Source organism: Paenibacillus sp. FSL H8-0315, from assembly GCF_038005365.1.
GTDB classification, from domain to species: domain Bacteria; phylum Bacillota; class Bacilli; order Paenibacillales; family Paenibacillaceae; genus Paenibacillus_AQ; species Paenibacillus_AQ odorifer.
In genome coordinates, this window is the sequence record NZ_JBBOTA010000001.1 from 3,068,138 (window position 1) to 3,089,690 (window position 21,553).

Consider the following 21,553-nt stretch of genomic DNA (forward strand, 5'->3'; position numbering starts at 1 on the left):
TATACAATAGTAAAGAGGAGATGACCCAAGGTGAAGAAAGAGGTTGTAGAACGGTTTATTTCGTATGCACAAATGGATACCCAATCGAATGAAGATAATGAGACTTGCCCATCCACTCCGGGACAGATGGTTCTGGCCCACAAGCTGGTTGAAGAGCTTAAGGAAATCGGCATGGAGGAAGTCCAGGTGGACGAGCATGGCTATGTTATGGCGACACTCCCTGCGAATACGGACAAGGATGTTCCGACCATTGGTTTTTTAGCCCATTTGGATACGGCGACTGATTTTACCGGAACGAATGTGAAGCCACAGATTATCGAGAACTATGATGGTCAAGATATTCTTTTGAATAAAGAGCTGAATGTTGTATTGTCCACAGCGAGCTTTCCGGAGCTGGCGGAATACAAAGGCCACACCTTAATTACAACCGATGGCACGACCCTGCTTGGCGCAGATAATAAAGCCGGTATTGCTGAGATTATGACCGCCATGCATTACCTCATTCAACATCCAGAAATCAAACACGGCAAGATTAGAGTTGCCTTCACACCAGACGAAGAAATCGGCCGCGGGCCTCATAAATTTGACGTAGCCGCTTTTAATGCTTCCTATGCTTACACTGTAGACGGAGGTCCACTCGGAGAATTAGAGTATGAAAGCTTTAATGCCGCGTCTGCCAAAATCTCAGTCTACGGCGTTAATGTTCACCCTGGGACTGCAAAAGGAAAGATGATTCATTCCGCCAAAATCGCCATGGCACTTCATCTCAGACTCCCTGCTGAGGAAGCGCCCGAATATACAGACGGTTATGAAGGCTTTTATCACCTAAGCTCTATAGAAGGCACACCTGAATTCAGCAAGCTGCAATATATCATCCGCGACTTCGACCGTGAGAAATTCGAGGCACGTAAAGCATATCTCTCAGCTGTCGTAGAAGAATTCAAAAGCATCCATGGTGAAGAGAACATCGTGCTTGAAATGAAGGACCAATATTACAATATGCGTGAAAAAATCGAGCCAGTGCGTCATATCGTCGATATTGCCCATGAGGCGATGGAGAACCTTAACATCACACCGATCATCCGCCCGATTCGCGGAGGTACAGATGGCTCGCAGCTTTCCTACATGGGCTTGCCGACACCTAATATTTTCACCGGAGGCGAGAATTTCCATGGCAAATTCGAATATGCGTCTGCGGACAATATGGTAAAAGCGGTAAATGTTATCGTGGAGATTGCTAAGCTATTCGAACAGAAAGCCTAAAGTATTATCCGCATCACTCCTTTAAAACACCAAAAAATCCCTGTAGCGGCCGATCCAGACCTCTCAGGGATTATTAATGTTCATAGGCTATTCGATTAGCATCTTTCTTCCGGCGGCGTGTCCTTCCAGATCACGTTTTCTCCGTAATTTTTACCCCAATCATACATCAATCGAAGGACGGGAAGCAGACTTTGGCCATATGATGTCAGGGAATACTCTACTTTTGGCGGAACCTCAGCGTACACTTTTCTTAGAACCAGCTGGTCCTCTTCGAGCTCGCGAAGCTGATTGGTCAACATTTTTTGCGTGATATGAGGAATTAGCTTCTTCAGCTCGCTGAATCGCTTTGTCCCTTCAAGCCCTAGATGCCAGAGGATAATCAGCTTCCATTTCCCTCCGATCACCGCAAGCGTCAATTCCTTCTCACAGTTAATTTCCTTCAAGTTTATGCGATCTTTAATCTCGGTTGCCATACCTAAAGCGCCTCCTCTCTCCTGTTATCATACTAACACAAAAACGAATAACCTCCTTATAGGAAGGCATTCGTTTCTGTACGTTCACTCTAAATTAGCATGCTTGCCGAACATTTGCTGATTCGTCTGCCCCGTCTTCTCCATCATTCGCAGAATAATAGCATCATAAAAGACCAACATCGTCTGTTCGAATAAAGAAGCCATCGGCTGGATCGTGCTGTAGCTTCCACTGGCCGGATCTTTTGGAGATCCCGGCAGCTTCACTGTATAGCCCGCTAAACGTCCAACCGTCGAATCCGGCGCAATGGTAACGGCAACAACTTCTGCACCCACCCCTTTGGCTTTCTCAGCCATAGAGATCAACCCTTTCGTCTCACCAGAACCGGAACCGAGGACTAACACATCCCCCTGTTCAATCCCCGGAGTCACCGTTTCGCCTACAACATAAGCCTCTTTACCAACATGCATTAACCGCATAGCAAAGGCCCGTCCCATCAGTCCAGATCTGCCCGCTCCAGCCACGAAGATCTTATTGGACTGAAGCAGCAGCTCAGCCATTCGCTCAGTCTCTTCTTCATCAAGCTGAGATATGGAGCGCTGGAGCTCCTCTATAATTTGCTGCGCATATTTCATTGTATCCATTGTAATCTTAAGCCTGACTAACTAGACGTTTCATTTCTGCTGCGGCAGCCTTTTGATCCGCTTCACCTGTGATGCCTCCGCCAACGATGACAAGATCAGGGTTCGCGGCGATCACTTCTGGAAGTGTGCTTAGCTTGATCCCTCCAGCGATAGCTGTTTTGGCCTGCTTAACCACACTCTTAATCGCATTTAAATCTGCAAAAGAATTTTTACCTTCCGCTTGATGGTCATATCCAGAGTGTACACAGATATAGTCTACGCCAAGTGCGTCTACTTCAGCCGCTCTTGTTTGGATATCCTTCACATTAATCAGATCAACTAGAATCTCTTTATTGGTTTTCTTCGCTTCCTCCACTGCACCTCTAATGGTAGAATCATCAGAAACACCAAGTACAGTAACGATATCCGCGCCCGCTTCCACAGCCTTCATCACTTCATATCCACCTGCGTCCATGATTTTCAAATCCGCCAACACAGTCAAAGCTGGAAAAGCCTCTTTGATTGCCTTCACTGCATGTAACCCTTCATTTATAACGATAGGTGTTCCAATTTCAACGATATCTATAAATTCGGCAACTTTTGAGACAACCTCTTTCGCTCCCGCAATGTCCACTAAATCCAACGCTAATTGTAATTTCATATTTATTTGCACTCCTTATTAATATATTTTAGTAAGTCATGTACAAATTGTAGTTCCTTACATCCCTTTAGGGAAGTAGGCACTTTATTGTGATGTAGTTACCTGGAGGATACTAATGTGCGGTTAAAGGGCTCTTTTCGACTTAAATTAAAAACGTTTTGTCATTTTTCTGTAAAAATACTGCATTTCCATGAAAGCTGTGCTAATATTACAGTTTGTTTATGAAATTTTAGGAAGTACATCATAATATAAGAAGGTGCACAATGAAGCAAAATAATCACCAGGAATTCAACCTGGTCAAACTGACCTGGCCGATTTTCCTCGAGCTATTCCTCTTTATGCTCATGGGCAGTGTGGATACTTTTATGATCAGTTCAGTGTCGGACGATGCCGTGTCTGGTGTCGGCGCAGCGAATCAGATCATTGCGATAGCAATTTTAGTCCTCAGTGTAATTGGTAATGGCGCAGCTATTGTGGTCTCCCAATATCTCGGTTCCAAAAAACCTCTGGAAGCCGCTCAAGTGACCGGCAATGCCATTACCCTAAACCTGTTAGTCGGCATTCTCCTAAGTACGTTTTTGCTGATATTCGGAGGGTCGCTACTGACTGCGCTGAATGTAAAAGGGGATATCCTCATTTACGCCAAAGCCTATATGAATATTGTTGGGGGCGGTATTTTTCTGCAAGCATTAATTAATGCTCTGGCGACTACTATCCGTACTCACGGTTTCACCAAACAGACGATGGTCGTATCCTTGCTGATGAATATCATTCACGTGGTGGGCAACTACCTGCTCATTTATGGTCATTTCGGACTTCCGGCGTTAGGTGTGGAGGGTGCGGCTATCTCAACAGTGATGAGTCGCTTTATCTGCCTGATCCTATTCTTCCTGCTGCTCTACAGAGTGATGGAGGTACGGGTGAAAGTAACCTATTACATTCATCTTTCTAAAAAATACGTGCTGCAAATTCTCAAAATCGGCATCCCGTCCGCTTTTGAATCCATCACTTATCAGTCGTGCCAGCTTGTATTCACACTGTATATTACTTATTTAGGCGCTGAAGCTATGGCTACCCGCCAGTACGCGCTTAATATTTCCAATTATATTTATTTATTCAGTGTAGCTGTCTCTATGGGAACTTCCATCGTTGTAGGACATCTCGTGGGAGCTAGACGACCTGATGAAGCCTATAAGCGTGTATTCACCAGTGTAAAGTGGGCGTTGCTGGTTACCGTAATAATAGATGCTGTGGTGATTTTCTTCCGGGTACCGCTATTCGGGCTTTTCACAGACAATGAGAACATCATTAGGATGGGGGCGCAGGTCATATTGCTTAGCTTCTTCCTGGAAACCGGGCGCACAACCAATCTGGTTATCATTAACTCTTTACGCGCCTCGGGCGATGCCAAATTCCCTGTATATATGGGACTGATCTCCATGGTCTGCATGAGCTTACCTCTTGGTTATTTCCTGGTGTTCCAACTTGATCTCGGGTTAGCCGGCGTGTGGATTGCTACTGCGGTCGATGAGTGGGTGAGAGCCGTCATTATGTATTTCCGCTGGAAGAGCCGAGCTTGGGAGAAACATGGACTTATCGAACACGAAGCTCCAGAACACTGTACACCTTCCGCTACTCCTGCAGCTGTAAATTAATATGTATATACAGAGGGTTCTTTAAGGTCATATCAGATCTTAAGGAACCTTCTATTTATTTACGCCAACATTCCATAAAATTTGAGAATGAAGGAACCATTCTACGTTACAATAGATAGAACATAATTCACAAAGCTAAAGGAGAGAACTTCATGCCGGAGGAAACCGGAATCCATGAGTTACTGACGCTCAAAACGATTGCGGAGACTTTAAACAGTTCCAATGAGCTCAGACCCATGCTCGACACAGTCATGGGCAAGCTGCTTGAGTTAACCGGAAACACTGCAGGCTGGATCTTCCTGAGCGAAGAATTCATGGAATATGAGTGTGCCGCTGATCGAGGCCTGCCACCTGCACTACAGCGCGACAATAAACAACCAATGCAGTGCGGAAGCTGCTGGTGCCTAAGCCGCCTATGGGACGGTCGGCTCGAGCATGCCGTTAACATTCTAAGCTGCAAGCGGCTGAGTAACGCCAGGCAGTATAACTGGGGCGACACGCTGGGCATCACCCACCACGCCACCGTCCCGCTGCATTCAGGTGAGCGTTACTTGGGACTTATGAATGTGGCCGCACCAGGCAAAGCACATTACGCCGACAGCGAGCTGGCTTTGCTGCAATCCGTGGCTTTGCAGATTGGCAGTGCTATAGAACGGATGCAGTTATATAGCACCGAGCAGCGCCGCGCGAATCTGTACGCCAAATTAGGCGAATTCAGCGCAGCTTTAAATCTAACCGCCAACCAATGTATCTCGCCCAGTATTCTGATCGAGAAAAGCGCCGCCCTGATTGGCGACTATTTCGATTGGCCCTTTGCAGCGATTATCGGGCAATATGAAGGGCAATTCGAAGTCCATGCTGCCTATGCGGCTAATATAACGCCGGAAATAGCTCCCTTCGAGCTCTCGGATTCTTTTAAAATACGTCTAGGAGATATCGCGAAAGGACAACGCTTTGCGACATTAACCCCTGATGAAGAGCAGGAAATTACGAAGTCCTGCTGTTCTGAACACCCTGTCGCGGAGCATGTTGTGATGCTCGCTGTGCCCTTTCGGCAGATTGCCGCACAAGGTGCAGGAATTCTACTGATCACCTCACCCAAAGCACTAGCCTCCGCAACTGCGGATGGAGAGGTACTTGAGGCTGTCGCTGAGCATATTTCCGCTACATTGGAAAGTGCTCAGCTTGGAGAGAAACGCCGCGAAATTGCGCGTCTTGACGAGCGGAATCGTCTGGCCCGTGACCTGCACGACTCCGTGAACCAGATCCTCTTCTCCCTCTCAATGACCGCCAAAGGCGTGGAAAGTATGCTGAAGCAGGAGCATATCTCCCATCCTGCTACTGAGGCTGTCCGCGATATTCAAGCTTTATCCCAGTCTGCACTCAAAGAAATGCGTGCATTAATTATGCAGCTTCGGCCTGCCGGACTGGAAGCCGGTTTATTGACTGCGCTGCAGGCTCATGGCCAGCAGCTAGGGCTGCTGATACAGACGCAACGGAGTGGTGTTCACGAACTTCCCCGTAACGTGGAGGAAGGGCTGTGGCGCATTGGCCAAGAAGCGCTCAATAATGTACGAAAGCATTCCGGAACCTCTAAAGCGGAGGTATCTCTGCATCTGAATGCAGCCGAGGTGGTACTGAGCGTTGCCGACCAAGGTAAAGGCGGGGCCAAACGGCGTTCTAACACAGACACTAATGAATCTCTTGGTCTGCATATTATGAAGGAAAGAGCAGAAGCTCTCTCCGGTCGTATTCATATCCACAGTGTGGAAAATCAGGGCACAACGGTTGAGGCAACCATACCTCTGCCCATCCAACCTACATGAAGTCGGGTGATCATAAATGACGATAAACTTATTATTAGTAGACGACCATGCAATGGTACGCCGTGGGCTGCAAGTATTTCTCTCCACACAACCCGATATCAAGGTTATCGGGGAGGCCTCCAACGGCCGCGAGGCACTGGAAAGAACAGCCGAATTGAACCCGGATGTCATATTAATGGATTTGCATATGCCCATTATGGACGGCATTGAGACCGCTCAAGCGCTGAGGATCTCCCACCCGCAGGTCAAGGTCATTGTATTGACCTCCTTTTCGGATCAGGATCATGTACTCCCGGCTATCCGCGTAGGAATCAAAGGCTATTTGCTTAAAGATATAGAACCAGAAGCGCTGGTAGTTGCGATCCGCAAGGTACATAACGGTCAAGTGGAGCTACATTCCGAGGCTGCCAGCCAACTGATGAATCTAATGGCGACTTCTACACTAGAGCAATTGGAACTTAATACTTCCGATCCGAACGGCCCAAACACAACACCTGCTGCGATCACCGGATTAGAGCTTCTTACCCCACGCGAGCAAGAAGTATTAGACCTGATTGCGCTCGGTATGAGCAACAAAGAGATTGCCAGCAAGCTGGTCATCACCGAAAAAACCGTTAAGACCCATGTCAGCCACGTTCTCGGAAAGCTAAACTTAGCGGATCGGACTCAGGCTGCCATTTTCGCATTGAAAGGCGGCTATAACGCCTAGAATCAAAACTCCTCTACAACTTTAGTCTTAGACGCTCAGCACAATGGCTGAGCGTTTTTATTATGTATGTTCATTCCATGTGCTGATGTTAACAGAGGCTGATTCAACTATCATTGGTTTATAGCAACTGACCTCACATAGGAGTGGATACAGATGAAAGTGATGATCCTGACAGGCAGTAATCGAAAAGAAGCAACCAGCACGAAGCTGGCAGAACATGCCGCCCATTTCATTAGTCAGCAAGGAGAAAAGGTTAACGTGTTTGATCTCTACAAACGCCCACTTCCCTTTTATTCACCAGACGAGGCTTACACAGAGCATGAACATTTAAACGAGCTTAAACAAGAGATGTTAGCAGCGGATGCAGTAATCTTGGTTACTCCGGAATATCACGGCTCGGTAAGTGGCGTATTAAAAAATGCAATTGATCATCTAGGCCAGGCGCATTTCAACGGTAAAGTTGTGTTATCCGCCAGTTCAGCCGGGGGAGCGGTAGGGATAAGCTCATTACTTCAATTGCAAGCCATCGTACGCAACCTGCACGGCATCAATACACCAGACTGGATCTCCATCGGTGGACTGCAACGCAAGCGGTTCGAGGTCGAGTACGACGGATACGAGGGCGGGCAAGAAATCGAAGATCGCATCCACCTAGTATTAGAAGCATTCCTGAACTTAGCCCGCAAAATCGACAGACCGGCAGGTGCTACCCAATGATCAAAGGACTATATGAAGCACATTTACCAGTAAGCAATCTTGAAGTATCCATCGAATTTTATGAGAAATTAGGTCTGAAAATGGCTTGGCGGGATGAAGAAACTGTATTCTTCTGGATCGAGGAAGGTCGGAGCTGGATTGGTCTTTGGGAAGGCCAGGAGGTTCAAACCCCATACCATCCGTCCTTGCGGCATATTGCCTTCCGTGTCACTTACGAGGATTTGAAGCAATCACTGCAATGGCTGGAATCGATTGGTGTAGAGGCTGTTCCGTTCCGCAACCGGACTTCTGTCGAGCCTTTTATCCGGGCTTATCAAGGAAATGCTTCTGTCTACTTCAACGACCCTGACGGCAACAGCTTGGAATTTATGTGCCACGTAGAGGTTCCTGAACATCTGAAGCATATTCCAGAGAACATAACCTTAACGGAATGGGAGAAATTACTGCACAGTAAATAAAATACTCAAACAAAAAAACAGCTGCTCCCGTCCAAGGGTCCAGCTGTTTGAGTATATTAGCTTCTTCGATTACTTAATCGAAATGCCCTTCTTCATGGCCTTCATGTCTGCATTCGTATTCACAAGCGTTGGCAGTATCTTCATACTTCTAGTCATGGGAGAGTTGCATTGCCAGCAGGTAGGTACATATTGAAAGGCGAAATTATCGCGCATCCAACCTGTGCAACCTTCCTTGGTACAGGACCAAATAGCTGTGTCTTCTTGCGGAAGTTCCTCCAGTGCTTTTTTACGAAAATACATAAGTACCCCTCCTTGGATCGAATCGAGACGATATCGCTACCCTATTAGGGGCAGATTCATACTATGAAAATAAAAAAAGCTGCCCTCAACTTGTGTTAAGGGCAGCCTGATTTTTAAACTACAGTTTTACAACGTTTTCGGCTTGTGGTCCACGAGCGCCTTGAGTTACGTTGAACTCAACGCGTTGGCCTTCGTCCAAAGATTTAAATCCGTCGCCTGTGATTGCGGAGAAGTGTACGAATACGTCGCTTCCACCTTCAACCTCGATAAAACCGAATCCTTTGTCTGCGTTAAACCATTTCACTGTACCTGTTTGCATGATATTACCTCCAATATTTTATTTAACACATGTCCTTTTATTCCTACGTAGTGTACGAACAAATAAAAATTCACACATTGGAAAAGGACTCATACGCACAAATGATAACCTTTTACAATATGTGAATTAAGGGTTAAATTTATGATTGATTTCATTGTACCACACTAAATCACTAAAAGCAATGCGTATGCCTATTTAATTTTCACTCCGGCTCTTATTGCCTGTAAACAGCAGCAGCCGAGCCGGACGAACACCCATGTTAGTCGATATAACCTGCCAATCCTTTATCCATCAAGTAATCCATTTCTGCATCAAGAATGGTCTCTACTGTGATTTCATCCAGCTTCACATCACGTTGGGCAGTGACATAGTCGACCAGATCATCGCTGTCGATGTCTACCTCACCCTTGGCGTTCGCCTTGGCCTTATTGATAAAGGTCTGTTCATGCTTCAATACTAAGCGGATGATTTGCGGATCCACTTTGGTTTTGGCAGATAATACATTTACTAGCTCCTGCTCATTTACTTTGTCACTCATTTTTTAAATTTCATCTCCTTACAATTATTACACAATCATTGTAGCATATTTCGCGCTTTAACGCGTCATTACGCGAAGTATACCGCGGTTTATTCACACTTTTCTTATCATCCCAGCGTCTATAACGTTCCACTTGAAGTAAGTTATTTAATAAAAACAGTTGTGAGGAACATTGACTTGTGCCAAAATATAAAAAAAGTGTTGGACCAAATGAATACTAGAAAAGGCGGTTGAATTCATGAGCTCTGTATCTACCCAGCAATTAGACACAAACAGCAACAAGGCACATCGTTATATCGAAGACGTATACGCACAGGTTGTTGCGCGTAATCCTTTTGAGCCCGAATTTCATCAGGCCGTAAAGGAAATCCTTGAATCTTTGCTTCCAATCCTCGCTGCTGAACCTAAGTATCAGGAAAATGCCATTCTGGAAAGATTGGTTGAGCCAGAACGTTTGATTATGTTCCGTGTTCCTTGGACAGACGATCAAGGTAAGGTCAGAGTTAACCGTGGATATCGTGTACAGTTCAGCAGTGCAATTGGACCTTACAAAGGTGGACTTCGTTTTCACCCATCCGTTAATGCTAGTATTATCAAATTCCTTGGTTTCGAGCAAATCTTCAAAAATGCTCTTACCGGCCAACACATCGGCGGAGGTAAAGGCGGCTCCGACTTTGATCCTAAAGGTAAATCCGAAGGCGAAATCATGCGTTTTGCACAAAGCTTCATGACTGAATTGCAAAATTACATCGGTCCTGACCAAGACGTTCCTGCAGGAGATATCGGTGTAGGTGGTCGTGAGATCGGCTACATGTACGGACAATACAAGCGGATCCGCGGAGGATATCCGGCTGGCGTATTGACTGGTAAAGGTATTGGTTACGGCGGAAGTCAGGCTCGGACAGAGGCTACTGGTTACGGTACAGTTTATTTCGTAAACGAGATGCTGAAAGCAAAAGGCCTTTCTTTTGAAGGAAGCCGCGTTGTTGTTTCCGGTTCTGGTAACGTAGCGATCTATGCGATCGAAAAAGCTGTACAGCTAGGCGCTAAAGTCGTAGCTTGTAGTGATTCCGCCGGATATATCTATGACGAAAATGGGATTAACCTCGAAACTGTCCGCCGCCTGAAAGAAGTCGAAAGAAAACGGATTAGTGAATATGTGAATGAACATCCTAACGCTGTGTATACTGAAGATTCCACGCAAATTTGGACCATTCCTTGTGATATCGCCCTTCCGAGTGCTACTCAGAATGAGATTGATGAAGCCATGGCATTGAAACTGATTGAGAATGGTGTAAAAGCAGTAGGCGAAGGTGCCAATATGCCATCCACCCTTGAAGCTATTCATCAATTCCAACAAGCTGGCGTACTATTCGCACCTGCTAAAGCTGCTAATGCTGGCGGCGTAGCTGTCTCTGCACTTGAAATGGCACAAAACAGCATGCGGTTGTCCTGGAGCTTTGAAGAAGTAGATACGAAGCTGCATGAAATCATGGTTTCCATCTACGAACAATCTGTAAATGCATCCGAGCAATATGGACAGTCCGGCAACCTTGTTGCAGGAGCGAACATCGCTGGATTCAAAAAAGTGGCCGACGCTATGCTGGCTGAAGGTGTAATCTAAATAAATTACCGGCGCTCTAGTCACAAGTCCCCGTAACCGGTCAGCAAGAATCCGGTTAAGGGGACTTTTTGTGTGTCTAAGCGTTCCATCCGGGGATCTTCCGCAAATCCCCGTCCCAAATCGATTGAGTACTCTCCACAGTCGTATCGTGGGGTGAAGAAGCCGTACGAATGTAACAGGAATCTATTCCTATCGTTAGCGCCCCTGCAATATCCGTACGGGGATCATTCCCGATCATGATGGCCGAACGCAAATCCGCTCCATAATGTTCAACTAAATAACGATAAAATAGCGGATCCGGCTTACTCACTCCTGCTTCGGAGGAGATGGCAATGCCATCGAATAAAGGAAGAATACCCAGCATCATTAATTCTGCTTCTATAAAGGTTTTCTGGCCATTGGAGAGCAAAAACACCTTTTTGCCACGTTCTCTTAATGTTTGCAGAATTTCAACCACACCCTCATAAAGTGAGATATGGATCATCGATAATGTCCGCAGCCATCTAACCGTTTCATGTAACCACGCTTGATCCGGTTCCCCACCCAATTGACGGGCCACAGAACGAAACACATCCTCCATTACGAAATCTGGATACTGACAATTCCGTGCGGCTTCGGCGAGCTGTAAATCCCTCTCCCGCAGAAATTGTGCCTGTAGCTCACTTCCTGTTATGGACATCCCCTGATATCCGAAATGGAGCGATAATCGATCCCATACCTCCTGCTTCTCCTCATCTGTCTGAATATCGATTAATGTGCCATACAGGTCGAAAATATAAGTCTCGTACATCCACCGTCTTCCTTCCTATTATTCTCTCTGTGTTTTATCCCTTAGTACCATTGCCATTGTCGGTGGTTGTCTGGCCCTCCTCCATCCGGTTTGACACCTTTTGATAGAGATAGGAGATGCCGAGCAAACAGATACCAAAGCTGGCATAGGCTATGATTTTGCTGCCAGTATTCAGCAGACCCAAATCATAGAGCAGCAGCTTGCCCGTGGCCAGCAGCGTTAATCCAAGGCCGAAGCGCCGGATGTACACATACCTTTTGCGGAAGCCATACATGATAAATAGAACGGCTAACAGTAGATAAATGAGACTAAAAATTAACCCTGCATCACTCAGTTGCAATTGCACTCCTAGGAAAGCGGTGATAATGCCGAGTAGATAAATCGCCATGAAAACAGGATAGATCTCCATACTCTTAAACTGGCGATTCAGCGCTGCAATCAGCAGATCACGTCCGCTAAACCAAACAAAGATATTAAAGATAATCAGTACGGCCAGTGCGATATAATCAGCTGCTGTATTTTGCGCGAGATTATTTTGCAGACTTGGCAGCCCTACTGTAATCACTATACAAATGACGTAGCCAATCCCAAACAGAAGTCTCACAAAATATTTAACAATCGTGTCATACAGCACCTTAACCTTTGGCAGCACGTAAGCCAGAACCAAGGTCCATACCGCGGACAGCAGCAAGTTATAGAAGGTTCTATGCGCAAAATCCTCCGGTACAACCAGATGATACAATCTTCCCGATTCATACAAGCCGTAAATCCAGAAATTTAATAACGCCGCATATTTGAACCACAACGCTAAGGTGATTTCATAAGGTTCGCTGCGCTGAAGAGCATCCTTACGGTTATGCTGAACAGCATACAACACCGCGACAATCAGCATGCCTGCTGTGATAAAGACATATTTTAGCGGGAAGTAGACATCTCTAAAATTCGTCCATTGATAGTCTGCGACCCACTGCGTCGGTACATTTAGACAGAAGAATACTACAAGGCAGAGCATCATAATGCCCCAGCCTGCCCTTTCCATCCCCTTAAAGCGGTTCAGATTGCCATACAGCGTAAGAACGACGCCCTCAATCAGCCAACCGATGGACCACCAAGCCGCTCCAAATTGAAATGGAATCATCAATATGCCGAAGGTCAGTGAAGTGGCATAGAACAGCAGCATGCTTTCTTTTTCCTGTGGCATCAGCTTCTCAAGCCCTCGACCCAGACCGAGATACAGCAGGCAGAAAAGCAACGCCAGTGCACCATTGTAATCCTTCAGTCCTGCATCCATAAATAAAATATACAAGGTGAGACAGCTAATAAACGTATTACATCCTAAGAGAGAGAAATCCCACCAGGACAGCTTGGAACGATATTTGAAGGGGTACCACAGGGTAATTCCCAGATACATCGCAAAAGTCAAAACAGCATAACACATATTAATTCCGTTGCTATCCGACAAAGCTATTAATATGAGCATGGAGGGTGTATTAAATAAGTAGCTGATATAATTGACAACGTTCCAGCGTTTGCGGAAAGAAATCAATAAGATGAATAAATTCAATAGAAACAAGTAACCCATAGCCACATAAACCGCGTTGCCCGAAAGGCCAAACGCCCCCAGATAAGAGTATAAGGGCAGATATCCTCCGATTAAGCCCAGCGCACAAATACTCCGTGATTCATACCTTAAAGACAGGAGTACCGCAGTTAAAGTAACGAGTACAGACAAGGATAACCCTACATATATACTAATAATATCAAGCAGAAAATAGCTATAAAAAATAGAGCCATACAGCACCGAAATCCCGCCGCCAAGCAGCCCTAAAGCGAAGGTGCCTTTTCCTTTGCGGTATAGCCACTCCCCGCCTCCCAGCATCAATAACCCCAGTAGAAAAAAAGCGCTTCCCTTCATATAACCTGTGAACCAGTTGGAATAGGTATACCGGAAGCCTGCCCCCACCGCCAAAATCAACAGTAGAATACCCAGCTTGTTAATCCAGCTTAGTCCAATCTTCATTTCGATCTGATTTTGTTTTCTTCGGCGCTTAAGCACCTCTTCACTGATCTCTTCCGAGGCAAAATCATGTAATCCATTATCCATGCCCGAGTTGAGGCGAAGTTCCGCTTCCTTCAGTCTCTGCCGCTGTGCCAGCACACGCTCATTTAATTCTGCCGCCAACGCCCCGAGTCGACTGGATATCTCTGCTTGTTCCCCACCCAGCTGCCTGGAGGCTGTGTGGTACAGCTGCTGAATATGGCGTTTCGTCTCCACTTCAAAAGCCGTCAGCCGATCCGTATGAGCGTGGCTTCTAGAGGCAAAATAAGTCTGCAGCTTCTGCCTCGACACTTTAAGAATGCCCAGCTTCTCATCTAAAATTTGTTCCGTTAGCGCAACTCTTAGCTCAGTATTCTCTTCTTGAAGCTTACCTACCTGAGTTTTTAGCTCGACCAAAGCGAGCTTATGCTTCTCATATTGCTTCTTCAAGTATTCATTCTCGTTGACCAGATCGTGACTTTCATATTCCGCGATCAGAGCCTCATATTCCTTAATAAGCCCGTCCTGCTGTACCTTCATGAATCTCAGTCGATCTTTGAATGACTCCATAGCGCCTCCTTATGTGAGCGATTGTTAATACTTACATATTACTACATATAGCTGGGGGGTCTTATGCTTTTTTTATATTTGCAGTGAACGAAGATTACAATCGGGATGCAAAAAAACTGCAACATTTTGGAGGGGTGTCCCGTCAGAATAATAACAACACTAACAAAAGATTTTAAAAGGAGCTCACAACCATGAACAACATTTTAAAAACAAGTACAGTTCTTTTAACTTTGTCCCTAGCACTTTCTACAGGAGCAGCTTATGCTGCACCCACCACAACTTCTGCTAAAAATGAGGCTACACAAACCTCCGCTAGCGTTAATCAAAAGACGTTTGCGATTGAAATCAACGGATCGACTATTAAAGAAACAGGCTTCCAAAGCACAAGCGGTAAAGAGCCGATGGTACCACTACGTTCAATTACTGAAGCCCTTGGATTTGAATTAACCTGGAATGCACAGAATAAATCCGTTGAACTTATCAATGGCGCTGTATTCACTACAGTGAAAGCTGGAGAAGATCGTTATAGTATCAACAAAATGAATACAACACTTGGAACTGCACCACAATTGGTTGACTCCACTTTGTATGTCCCAGCTTCCTTTTTAAGCGAAGTAATTCATCAAAACATGACTGTGAAGGGAGATTCCATTGTGATCAACACAAATGCCGCCGAGCAGCACATGACTAAGACTGGTGTGATTACAGCAGTCTATGATGGTGGTAAATACCAATCCGTTCAAATCCAAGGTGTAGGTACGGATGGAATCGTATTAAATGTAGGGGAAGATACGGCTATTGAGATGGCTGACGGCACTAAAATTGCACTCAAAGATCTCCATATCGGGATGACAGTAAAAGCAGAACACTCCATGGTCATGACTATGAGTCTTCCGCCACAAACACCAACTTACAAAATCACCGTTCTGGATAAGCAAAAACAAGATGATCTTCTAGGTACTGCTGGTACTATTGAAGAAGTTCAAAAAGACGATAAGGGAAATATCAGTATCACTGTTAAAGGTAGTGGCCTGAGCGAATTGTCACAAAAAGAAGTAGTACTGCGCATTAGCGAAGACACAGTGCTCATTAACAAAGACGGCGAAGCTGTTAAAAGCAGCGAGCTTGTTAAAGGCACAAAAGTTATCGGATTCTACAGCCCAGTGCTGACCAGAAGCCTGCCACCAATCGGCACAGCTGTCAAAGTTGTAGTAGATTCTGCACAACAATAAGAGAGAGACTGGAATCTTATTAAAAAGATTCCAAAGAGACATTAAAACAGCGATCCTTCCGTTATGGGAGGATCGCTGTTTTGCGTTATAGACTATAGGTTGGCTGACTCGCTTCAGCCGATTTGTGAGGTAAACGAAAGCCGGCTGAACGCTTGGTCACACTTTTACTTGCCTTGCTGCAGAGTTTTAGATGATCATAATCGCGAGCCTTACGGACCCAGCTGACGTTATTTGCGAATTTTCTGCCTTCAGAGCAGCGTTTCGGACTCCAGCGCCACTATTCATTAAAAAGAGGGGCATATTCGATGTTTTTTATGCCAATAGCGTCAGTGGGGTCCGTTAGAATTACAAATGTGGTAAAATGCTGCGTTAACGGTCAGCTGTGTCCGATAGCAGAGCAGATTATAGTTACTTCGTTCGCGCAACTTCACTCGAGTTGTCCGAAGTTGGAGGTCTAGCTCAGGAATCGCTAGCCAGTATCAATTGCATCAACGCTAATAAACGCTCCAAGTTAACAGGCTTACTGAGATAATCTGTTGCCCCAGCCTGTAGGATTTTAGCCTTATCTTCCTTCATCGCTTTTGCAGTCAGTGCAATGATGGGAATATCCTTCTTTGCGGGCATTTGTCTGATCCGATTGATTGCCTCATACCCGTTCATCACTGGCATCATAATATCCATAAGAACGATATCTATAGAAGCCGCTTGCTCCAGTTCATACAGGCCGCTCTCTCCGTTAGTAGCTGTAGTTACATGCAGCCCGCGCTTTCTTAGGGTATTTGATAAAGCGAACAAATTCCGTTCATCATCATCCACGATAAGTACATGCTTTTGATTCAGAGAAGTGAAGTCAGTACGTGTATCCTCAGCCGTTGTAGCGGCAAGTACCACTCCACTCCCGATCTCTTGAATAACAGTCGCTTGATCAGCCACTTCCTCAAGGCTTGGAGCCTCAAGCTGCAAAGGCAAATACACTGTAAAGACACTACCCACACCCTCTTGGCTCTCCAGCGTAATTCTACCACCAAGTAATGTTGCCAGCTCTCTGGATATGGATAAACCAAGCCCAGTTCCCCCATATTGACGTTCTGTATTTCCATTCGCCTGTTGAAATGCTTCGAAGATAATTGACTGTTTGTCTTCTGAAATCCCAATTCCAGTATCTTTGATGGCGAAGGCAATAAATTCCCCTGTATACGAACCTGCCAAATCCAGCAACTCGTCCTTAGTTGCTAAACGGATTTCCAGAGTGACTGCGCCTTCCGCTGTAAACTTAAACGCATTGGACAGCAAATTTATAATAATTTGCCGTACTCTTTGAGCATCCGAATAAAACAGCGGGGGTAAGTCCTCTCTGAGCTGTATTTGCAAAGGAATCTCTTTTTTGCGGGAAAGCTGACTGAAGTTCTGGATCATTGCCTCCGGAATCTCCGATATATTTATCGCTTCAATTTCAATATTCAGCTTTCCTGCCTCAACCTTGGACAAATCCAGAATGTCGTTAATCAGCGCCAGCAGATCTTGTCCCGAAGAATGAATGGCTTTTGAGAATTCAATATCCTCTTCGCTTAGAGCTCCCGACTGGTTCTCCATAAGAAATTCGGAGAGCAGCAGAATGCCGTTCAGCGGAGTTCGCAGTTCATGAGACATATTAGCCAGAAACTCAGATTTATATTGTGAGCTTTGCTGCAATAACTCTGTGTATTCACTAAGCTCCATTTGAGCTCTTTCCGCCTCCAATGACTTTTGTTCCGCCAGCAGATTCTTATCCTCCAGCTTTCTATTTGTTGCATGCAGTGACTCCGTTTGGATCTGCAGCTCCTCAGACTGAGTCTGTAGTTCCTCGGTATATACCTGTAGTTCTTCGTTTAGACGCTGAGATTGTGCCAGAAGTTGGTCAATCTTCATACTGTTAATCGTGCTGTTAATTGCAGAGCCAAAGGCATTCGAAATAGACCCTAGGAACTTAACCTGCAATTCCGTAAGTGGAGCAAAGGCGGCGATTTCCACCACAGCAACTACCTCACCCGAAAAAGAAATCGGCATTAACAGAAGCGCCTTCGGCGCAGAAACACCCAGCCCAGACTGTATGCTAATATAATCCTCCGGCAGATCCTGTATTTGCATCAAACGCGCCTCTTTAGCACATTGTCCAACTAGACCTTCTCCGGTCTGGAATGCCCGCTGATCTGGAATGTTACTGCTTCCGCCAAAAATAGAGACTCTCTTAAAGAAATCCCGATCATGATCCTGTGTTCGAACATATAAGGATCCATATGGATAATTGATCACTTCTGCGGTTTTGCCAAGAAAAATATCGCCCAGTTGCGAGATATGTGTGATGCCCTGATACCTCGCCAACAGTTCGTTTGCGTTAGCCTGAATCCATATCCGTTCTTGTTGCGTGTCTATCAGATGATTCGTAGCTACGCTCAGATCCCTGATCTCATCATTCGTGGTGATCTCTATCCTTGTCTTCATATCTTCGTCAGATTTCAATTCTGCAATCGTATGGGTAACTTTACGAACCGTACTAACGATGGAGCGTGAATTGATCCACGAAGCGACCATCGCGGTAACCGCTATAATTGCCCAAGCAATATAAAGAAGCTCTAGCAATAATTTATTCTTGTCTGCTTGTCTAGCTATCAGACTGTTGGTGTTCTCTTTCATCGTCTCGCGGTAAGTGCTGATCTGATTACGAATCCGATCCATTTGATCTTTGCCATCGTCGGAATTAAAGTATCTTAGGAGCTCAACGTCCTGTCCCTCTTTTTTCAACTGGATCACATAATTTCCGGACTGTTCGATCCATTGCTTAATTTTACTTTCAATACCCAACAGACGCTGTAGCTGTAAAGAATCATTAGCAGTCAGCACGTAGAGCTTATCATAATTAGCTTCCCATTCAGCCTTACCCAAATTGTAGGGCTCCAGATACTTGTTATCGCCGGTGATGACATATCCGCGTTGTCCGGTTTCCATATCCAAAATATTCTTCTCAATTAGATTAGCTAAATTAGTAATCTCTCGATCCTGATGAGAGATGAAGCTGGTTTCCCGCTGTAGAGCATTGATTCTTCCATGCATGACAAAAACGAATCCTAATAGACAGATCACGATTAAAACTGTAATTGACAGTATTTTATACTGCAAAGTGAATCGGCGTTTGTTCACAACTAGCCTCCGTCCTGTCTTCTAACTATAAACCCCTTTCTATTCTACATCATTGTAAAAGATTACTTGAATAAGGCTTCATTAATTCTTCTATGTAAATTTTGACTGCTGCTAATTTAAACAATTTCCGCAGGGTTGAAACACTTGTTTTTCCCGGAATAAAAAAAACCCCACAAGTGCCTTTCACCTTGAAGGGTTACCTAAATATCTAACTTAGCAAATACAAGTTTTCTTCTTCACACCAAGCTTCCCAGCTTGTTCAACCTTAGCAATATAATCAACAGCCATAGGAACTTTACAAGCGGTTTGTCCCATGTTCACCTGGACCTTACCTATACCTGCTGCGATCTTTGCTGCCTCCTCATGCAGTTCTGTGATACTGCTGCCCACCATAATTAAGAAAGTATTCATCGTATAACGGACACGATTCCGCTCCCGATGAATAGTAGCGCCTACTTGTTGTAACAACTCCCTAATTTCAGCGATGTCCAGCTTATCATCCGGTGTAATTGAAATGTAATTGGCATAAGTGCTCCAGCCGCAAATGGCTATTAGTTCATCCGAGGAACGAATCCACTCTCTCGCAAGTTCCAATCCATATGGACTCTCTGCGGCGAGAGGGGATACTATATATTCCACTACCGCATGCCAGTTGGCCGCCGAAGCCCAGCTTTGAAGCTCTTCCTTCGTCATAGTCTTAGGATTGACCGTTAGCCCAGCCAAATACATTGCATCGTAATTGCCTGTCTGATACAAAGCCCTTGCCAGACTCTGATCTTTTTTCACATCCTTAACCAGCTTCTTCATATCCCCTACCTTTACTCCAAATAAAGGTTCCACTGCGCCATGTCGTAAGAAGGTATGTTTCGTCTGCTCTGTACCCATCTCCTCAAGCTTGCTCATCACTTCATCAACAGTCAGATTCATTAGGACACTCCTTTATCTTCAATGTTCTTATCCCTTTACTGTTTCTCTTATGATCGGTTCACGACCTAACGTAACTCTGTTCTTCCCTGTATTCTTAGAGTGATATAATGCTTCATCCGCTTCCCGATATAAATCTTCAAAAGTCACCTCTCTACGCTCCGTAAAAGAGATTCCGATACTTGCGGTAAGATGAATGCTATCCTGTTCATTCAAGATTATCGTGTAATCACTCATCATTGTACGAAAATCCTCTGCTTCTTTTAAGGCTGCACTTTTATCTTCAGCGAAAAAGCATACGGCAAACTCCTCGCCACCCACTCTTCCAGCAATACCTTTATTCTGGTATACCTGAAGGATTTTATTCGAGAAATCAACTAACGCCTGATCGCCCGCTAAATGACCATAAGTATCATTAATTAATTTAAAATCATCGATGTCAAATAGCAGCAGAGCCAACCCTAATCCATCCGGGATCGTTTGATTCTGGACCCTTTGCATGAAATGCCTGCGATTATAAAGCCCTGTCAGATCGTCAACCGTTGCCTGATAGACCAGTTCACGCTCATATCGCTTTTTCTCACTATGATCACTAAACACAATAAGCATACCCTTATTCTCTGTTGCCGCATGTTCCGTAGCAATTAAAGAAACCCCATAACAGAGCTCCTCTGCGCCAGAACAAACTACCTCAAACTGTCCTTCCGTCCTCTGATTGTAATGAGCTGCAATGTCTTTGTGAGATTTCATAAAAAGATCAATATTTTTTCCCATCCAGTTATCGTTCGCTATTCGGGTAATGTCGTATAAAATAGCAGTCGCCGCATCGTTTATGCCAATGATATTATCATAACGGTCAGTCAGAACTACGCCGTCTTTCATGTGCTCTAGAATTTTGTTTTTGGTTAGAGGGAAGATGGTTAATTTGGAGCTAACAAAAAGTGCGAAATAAGCCGCTATAATCGCAGGCAAATAAGTAAACGCCGTAAAACCTGTAATGGTAATCTTCAAGAGGGGAAGTAAAAAGACGGAAATAACCGGAACCAGCAAACCCGCCAACAGCAGGATATTAGTCCGCAAATAAACTCTCGGGGTATTCAGTAGGGAAACTGCCAGCAAGCAGACCGCATATAGCCCAAAAAGCTGATCATACGCAATAAAAGCCATACTAAGGAGCGTAGGCTTTACAGCAATTCCACTAACACCCGCGACCGTCAGGACGGACACTTCACTGCGCATCAGATGATGATAGCTATCCGTAAAAATAAGAAGTACATCCATAACAATAGGGATAGAGAAGATGGCAAGCTTCACGGGCAGGCGCCCTGTGGAAGGAGATACGTATTCTTTTACCACAGCATAAGTAAAGAGCGCACTAAAAAAAAGCGGAGCCTGCTGTACATTCTTCCACCACAACTTAGACTGAAAAGAGGGTGACATAATCTCTCCCGCCGTTGCAACAAATATAAGGCTGACTAACAGCATTAAGATCCACAAATAGCGTCTCCCTGCTAACTTACGGTGCCGATAGGAGCTGACGCCCATGTACAGACTTAGAACACTGCCCATTAATAAGTAATACGGATATCCCTGAATCCATGGCATGCCATATTTCTCCTATTTTTCAAGTCGCTCCTATCATTATAGCCTAATCCTTG

General features: G+C 45.1%; 19 protein-coding genes. 8 read left to right on the forward strand and 11 right to left on the reverse strand.

Annotated elements, in window-relative coordinates; translation table 11 throughout:
- Positions 1-30: 30 nt before the first annotated feature.
- Positions 31-1,263, forward strand: a complete 1,233-nt coding sequence (gene pepT, locus MHB56_RS13305) for a peptidase T (protein ID WP_076181937.1) — start codon at positions 31-33, stop codon at positions 1,261-1,263.
- A 95-nt stretch (positions 1,264-1,358) separates the two neighbouring features.
- Here the strand turns inward: pepT and MHB56_RS13310 are convergent, their stop codons facing one another.
- The 3 genes from MHB56_RS13310 to hxlA form a co-directional block, all read right to left on the reverse strand.
- Positions 1,359-1,736: a winged helix-turn-helix transcriptional regulator gene (locus tag MHB56_RS13310; protein ID WP_036682121.1), complete on the reverse strand. Its 378-nt coding sequence runs from the start codon at positions 1,734-1,736 to the stop codon at positions 1,359-1,361.
- Between the two features lie 84 nt (positions 1,737-1,820).
- A complete protein-coding gene (gene hxlB / locus MHB56_RS13315) occupies positions 1,821-2,378 on the reverse strand; it encodes a 6-phospho-3-hexuloisomerase (protein WP_036682124.1) in 558 nt (185 codons plus the stop codon).
- A gap of 7 nt (positions 2,379-2,385) precedes the next feature.
- Positions 2,386-3,018: a 3-hexulose-6-phosphate synthase gene (gene hxlA / locus MHB56_RS13320; protein WP_036682127.1), complete on the reverse strand. Its 633-nt coding sequence runs from the start codon at positions 3,016-3,018 to the stop codon at positions 2,386-2,388.
- Between the two features lie 263 nt (positions 3,019-3,281).
- Here hxlA and MHB56_RS13325 point away from each other — a divergent pair, with 263 nt between their 5' ends.
- The 5 genes from MHB56_RS13325 to MHB56_RS13345 all read left to right on the forward strand — a co-directional run bounded on the left by MHB56_RS13325 (position 3,282) and on the right by MHB56_RS13345 (position 8,383).
- A complete protein-coding gene (locus MHB56_RS13325; protein ID WP_076124068.1) occupies positions 3,282-4,673 on the forward strand; it encodes an MATE family efflux transporter in 1,392 nt (463 codons plus the stop codon).
- 152 nt (positions 4,674-4,825) lie between these two features.
- On the forward strand, positions 4,826-6,499 hold the full coding sequence (locus tag MHB56_RS13330; RefSeq protein WP_341143654.1) for a GAF domain-containing sensor histidine kinase: 1,674 nt from the start codon (positions 4,826-4,828) through the stop codon (positions 6,497-6,499).
- A gap of 16 nt (positions 6,500-6,515) precedes the next feature.
- Positions 6,516-7,208, forward strand: a complete 693-nt coding sequence (locus MHB56_RS13335) for a response regulator (RefSeq protein ID WP_280753198.1) — start codon at positions 6,516-6,518, stop codon at positions 7,206-7,208.
- Positions 7,209-7,361: 153 nt separating this feature from the next.
- A complete protein-coding gene (locus tag MHB56_RS13340) occupies positions 7,362-7,925 on the forward strand; it encodes an NADPH-dependent FMN reductase (RefSeq protein WP_341143655.1) in 564 nt (187 codons plus the stop codon).
- Positions 7,922-8,383: a VOC family protein gene (locus tag MHB56_RS13345; RefSeq protein ID WP_076124075.1), complete on the forward strand. Its 462-nt coding sequence runs from the start codon at positions 7,922-7,924 to the stop codon at positions 8,381-8,383. Before MHB56_RS13340 ends, MHB56_RS13345 begins: the two co-directional genes overlap by 4 nt.
- Before the next feature lie 69 nt (positions 8,384-8,452).
- On the opposite strand, the gene MHB56_RS13350 is transcribed toward MHB56_RS13345, so the two are convergent.
- The 3 genes from MHB56_RS13350 to MHB56_RS13360 form a co-directional block, all read right to left on the reverse strand.
- Positions 8,453-8,683 (reverse strand): cold-shock protein, encoded by a 231-nt coding sequence (locus MHB56_RS13350; protein WP_036682139.1) that lies wholly within the window; start codon positions 8,681-8,683, stop codon positions 8,453-8,455.
- A 118-nt stretch (positions 8,684-8,801) separates the two neighbouring features.
- Entirely contained in the window at positions 8,802-9,002 is a 201-nt protein-coding gene (locus tag MHB56_RS13355) for a cold-shock protein (RefSeq protein WP_019914790.1), read from the reverse strand.
- A gap of 259 nt (positions 9,003-9,261) precedes the next feature.
- Positions 9,262-9,540 (reverse strand): hypothetical protein, encoded by a 279-nt coding sequence (locus tag MHB56_RS13360; RefSeq protein WP_038573758.1) that lies wholly within the window; start codon positions 9,538-9,540, stop codon positions 9,262-9,264.
- Positions 9,541-9,778: 238 nt separating this feature from the next.
- Between MHB56_RS13360 and gdhA the strand changes: the two genes are divergently transcribed.
- Positions 9,779-11,164 (forward strand): NADP-specific glutamate dehydrogenase, encoded by a 1,386-nt coding sequence (gene gdhA, locus MHB56_RS13365; protein ID WP_036682144.1) that lies wholly within the window; start codon positions 9,779-9,781, stop codon positions 11,162-11,164.
- Between the two features lie 76 nt (positions 11,165-11,240).
- Here gdhA and MHB56_RS13370 read toward each other — a convergent pair whose 3' ends face one another.
- Both MHB56_RS13370 and MHB56_RS13375 read right to left on the reverse strand, forming a co-directional pair.
- Positions 11,241-11,954, reverse strand: a complete 714-nt coding sequence (locus MHB56_RS13370; protein WP_076278268.1) for an HAD family hydrolase — start codon at positions 11,952-11,954, stop codon at positions 11,241-11,243.
- Positions 11,955-11,988: 34 nt separating this feature from the next.
- Positions 11,989-14,562 (reverse strand): DUF2339 domain-containing protein, encoded by a 2,574-nt coding sequence (locus MHB56_RS13375; protein ID WP_341143656.1) that lies wholly within the window; start codon positions 14,560-14,562, stop codon positions 11,989-11,991.
- Positions 14,563-14,753: 191 nt separating this feature from the next.
- Between MHB56_RS13375 and MHB56_RS13380 the strand changes: the two genes are divergently transcribed.
- Positions 14,754-15,794 (forward strand): stalk domain-containing protein, encoded by a 1,041-nt coding sequence (locus tag MHB56_RS13380; RefSeq protein ID WP_076140656.1) that lies wholly within the window; start codon positions 14,754-14,756, stop codon positions 15,792-15,794.
- Between the two features lie 459 nt (positions 15,795-16,253).
- Here the strand turns inward: MHB56_RS13380 and MHB56_RS13385 are convergent, their stop codons facing one another.
- The 3 genes from MHB56_RS13385 to MHB56_RS13395 all read right to left on the reverse strand — a co-directional run bounded on the left by MHB56_RS13385 (position 16,254) and on the right by MHB56_RS13395 (position 21,500).
- The gene (locus MHB56_RS13385) at positions 16,254-18,971 is read right to left on the reverse strand and encodes a CHASE3 domain-containing protein (protein ID WP_341143657.1); all 2,718 of its coding nucleotides are present in this window, start codon (positions 18,969-18,971) and stop codon (positions 16,254-16,256) included.
- A gap of 213 nt (positions 18,972-19,184) precedes the next feature.
- On the reverse strand, positions 19,185-19,892 hold the full coding sequence (locus MHB56_RS13390) for a DNA alkylation repair protein (protein WP_076124366.1): 708 nt from the start codon (positions 19,890-19,892) through the stop codon (positions 19,185-19,187).
- A 33-nt stretch (positions 19,893-19,925) separates the two neighbouring features.
- Complete coding sequence (locus tag MHB56_RS13395) at positions 19,926-21,500, reverse strand: histidine kinase N-terminal 7TM domain-containing diguanylate cyclase (protein WP_076124081.1); 1,575 nt, start codon at positions 21,498-21,500, stop codon at positions 19,926-19,928.
- Positions 21,501-21,553 lie beyond the last annotated feature (53 nt).